This is a genomic window from Rhizobium ecuadorense (genome assembly GCF_001187535.1).
Lineage (GTDB): Bacteria > Pseudomonadota > Alphaproteobacteria > Rhizobiales > Rhizobiaceae > Rhizobium > Rhizobium ecuadorense.
The window spans coordinates 1-2,957 of the sequence record NZ_LFIO01001684.1 but is presented as its reverse complement, the minus strand read 5'-3'; the positions used below and the strand labels follow the sequence as shown (position 1 = coordinate 2,957).

4 protein-coding genes are annotated in these 2,957 nt (G+C 57.7%); all 4 read left to right on the top strand.

Features of this window, described 5'->3' with window-relative positions:
- The first annotated feature begins 77 nt into the window (after positions 1–77).
- The 4 genes from tnpA (at position 78) to AF337_RS33010 (ending at position 2,899) form a co-directional block, all read left to right on the top strand.
- Positions 78–521 carry an IS66-like element accessory protein TnpA gene (gene tnpA / locus AF337_RS33025; protein WP_049735369.1) on the top strand — a complete coding sequence of 148 codons (444 nt, stop codon included), beginning with the start codon at positions 78–80 and terminating at the stop codon, positions 519–521.
- Positions 518–874 carry an IS66 family insertion sequence element accessory protein TnpB gene (gene tnpB, locus AF337_RS33020; protein WP_049735368.1) on the top strand — a complete coding sequence of 119 codons (357 nt, stop codon included), beginning with the start codon at positions 518–520 and terminating at the stop codon, positions 872–874. Before tnpA ends, tnpB begins: the two co-directional genes overlap by 4 nt.
- Before the next feature lie 71 nt (positions 875–945).
- Entirely contained in the window at positions 946–2,457 is a 1,512-nt protein-coding gene (tnpC, locus tag AF337_RS33015) for an IS66 family transposase (RefSeq protein ID WP_049735367.1), read from the top strand.
- Positions 2,458–2,587: 130 nt separating this feature from the next.
- Complete coding sequence (locus AF337_RS33010) at positions 2,588–2,899, top strand: hypothetical protein (RefSeq protein WP_049735366.1); 312 nt, start codon at positions 2,588–2,590, stop codon at positions 2,897–2,899.
- The last annotated feature ends 58 nt before the right edge of the window (positions 2,900–2,957 follow it).

Genomic DNA, 2,957 nt, shown 5'->3' with positions numbered 1-2,957 from the left:
GTAAGCGGCGTCCCCACCCCACCTTCCAGATCATCTAGTGATTGACGATGTTGAGCCTGCATAGAGGGCTTAGACATATGTCGATTTCAGAGCTTACGCTTAAATCCAAGGATGATGAGCCGGTTCGCCGGTTCGAGGTATTCACCGGCAATGGTCGTCGTCGCGAATGGAGCGACGAGCAGAAGGCGCAGATTGTCGCGGAAAGCTATGAGCCCGGTGTGACGGTATGTTCAGTGGCGAGGCGTCATGGGCTGACGTCACAACAATTGTTCACCTGGCGACGGCATGCTCGCAGGCCGCTCGATGAATTGCCGGACGAGACGCCGATGTTTGCTCCTGCCATTGTCGTTCCTCAGGACATCCCCTTGCCGAAGAAGGTCCGGCGAGCCTCCTCGCCGAGGAAGGTTCATGCAGACGCGCTGATTGAGCTGGAGATTGGTGGAGTGACCATTAGGATTGCATCTGGCGCTGATGCGGCGACGATTGCAGCCGTCATTACGGCCATGAAGGCATCATCGTGATTGGTCCCTCAGGCGCGGCGAAAATTATGATCGCCACCAAGCCTGTCGACTTCCGAAAGGGTGCTGAAGGGTTGGCGGCGCTGGTGAAGGCCGAGATGGGTGCTGACCCATTCTCTGGCACGATCTATGTGTTCCGGGCCAAGCGCACAGACCGCATCAAGTTGATCTTCTGGGACGGCAGCGGCGTGTGCCTGGTCGCCAAGCGGCTTGAGGATGGCGAGTTCCATTGGCCTCGAATGCAGGACGGCGCAATGCATTTGACGGCCGCCCAGTTCTCGGCCCTGTTCGAGGGATTGGACTGGAAGCGCGTGCATGCGCCGAGCGAAACGCGCACGCCGGTAAAAGCTGGATGACAGCCGCGACCAATTGAATCAGCCGCATCCAGCCTCTCGTTCCGAGCGGCAAAATATGCTGTTCTTGCCAAATGACGATGACGGCAGACGAACTTCCGGACGACCTGAACGCGCTGAAAGCGATGGTGCTTTCGCGCGAGGCAGAGAATGCCCGCCTGCGTCAGATCATCAAGGAATTGCAGCGTTACCGCTTTGGTCGCCGCGCCGAGACCCTTCCCGAAGACCAGCTTCTCTTAGGCTTGGAAGAGGCCGAACAGGTCGAGGCGCATGGTCTGGAAGAAAACGAGCAAACGTCAGCCGATCTGCGCCAGACGCGGGTCGCCAAACGGCGAACGAATAGAGGCTCGCTTCCAGTTCACCTGCCACGCATCGAAATGATCGTCGATATCGATGACCATGCCTGCCCAGGCTGCCGTCATGATCTGCATCGGATAGGCGAGGACGTCAGCGAGAAGCTCGACATCGTTCCTGCCCAATTCCGAGTTCTGGTTGTTCGCCGCCCGAAGTATGGCTGCCGAGCCTGCGAGGATGTCGTCGTTCAAGCTCCGGCTCCCGCCCGGCTGATCGAAGGCGGGATTCCGACCGAGGCAACTGTCGCCCAGGTTCTCGTTTCTAAATACGCCGACCACCTACCGCTCTATCGTCAAGCGCAAATCTACAAGCGGCAGGGCATGGACCTCGACCGTTCGACACTCGCTGATTGGGTTGGACGCGCAGCCTGGCATCTGCGGCCCGTTCATCAACGGCTGCTCGATGAACTGAAGACATCATCAAAGCTCTTTGCCGACGAGACGACAGCTCCGGTGCTCGATCCGGGACGCGGCAAGACGAAAACGGGCCAGCTATGGGCCTATGCGCGTGATGATCGACCGTGGCAGGGAAGCGATCCGCCGGGTGTCGTTTATGTCTATGCACCTGACCGCAAAGCGGAGCGCCCAATGACTCATCTCGACGGCTTCGTCGGGGTCCTGCAGGTCGATGGTTACAGCGGTTATCGGCCATTGGCCGCCAAGAATACCGTGTTGCTGGCCTTCTGCTGGAGCCATGTCCGTCGGCGCTTTTATGAATTGGCCGTAGCGGGTCCCGCACCCATTGCGACCGAGGCACTGCGACGCATCGCTCAACTCTATAAGATCGAAGACGAGATACGCGGCCGCACGCACGAAGAGCGCCGCGCTGCTCGGCAGGATAAGAGCCGCCCGATCATCGATGGCCTCGCGCCCTGGCTCACCGAACAGCTCGGCCTCATCAGCCAGAAGACAAAGCTGGCCGAAGCGATCCGGTACACCTTGTCGCGCTGGGATGGCTTGACCAGGTTCATCGACAACGGCCGCATCGAGATCGACTCCAATACCGTTGAGCGATCCATCAGGCCGATTGCTCTCAATCGAAAAAATGCCCTCTTCGCGGGCTCCGACGCCGGGGCCGAGCATTGGGCGACCATCGCATCGCTCATCGAAACCGCCAAACTCAATAGCATTGAGCCGCTGGCCTATCTCACCGACATCCTCACCAAGATCGTCAACGGCCATCCTAACAGTCAGATCGATGCGCTAATGCCGTGGAATTATCTCGCCAAATGAGTGAGAGGCATGCTCACATCAGAGCTTTGCCGAATTCGATAGACGCAAGCAGCCTGCTTGACACCCGGCTCGCAAAAGACTTGTTAAAATGCGACGTTTAAACAGGCCAGTCTGATGGAGCTGCTACGAGATGAATGTTACGGAAATCATATCCGCGATAGAGCAGGTCGTTGAAAGCGCAACGCCAGGGCCTTGGTATGGTCGTGGCCCGATAGGTTCTGAAAGTTATGGCGGCGGGTGCGTTGCGACGACAACAACCTATCAGGACATAAACTTTAAAAGGATCGCCGACATACGATCACACACGTCTAAAATCAGCCACGACCAAGCTGCTGCAAATCGCGAATTTATCGCTGCTTGTAATCCGGAAAACATCGCTATCCTCATCTCAGCCTTTAAGGAGATGCAGCAAAAGCTGGCGGCTCATGGCTTAGCAGGTTGAGGGGCCAGTAATCGCTCCAAACCTATCTGCGGCCCGTGGCCTGAGAACATCGCTTACG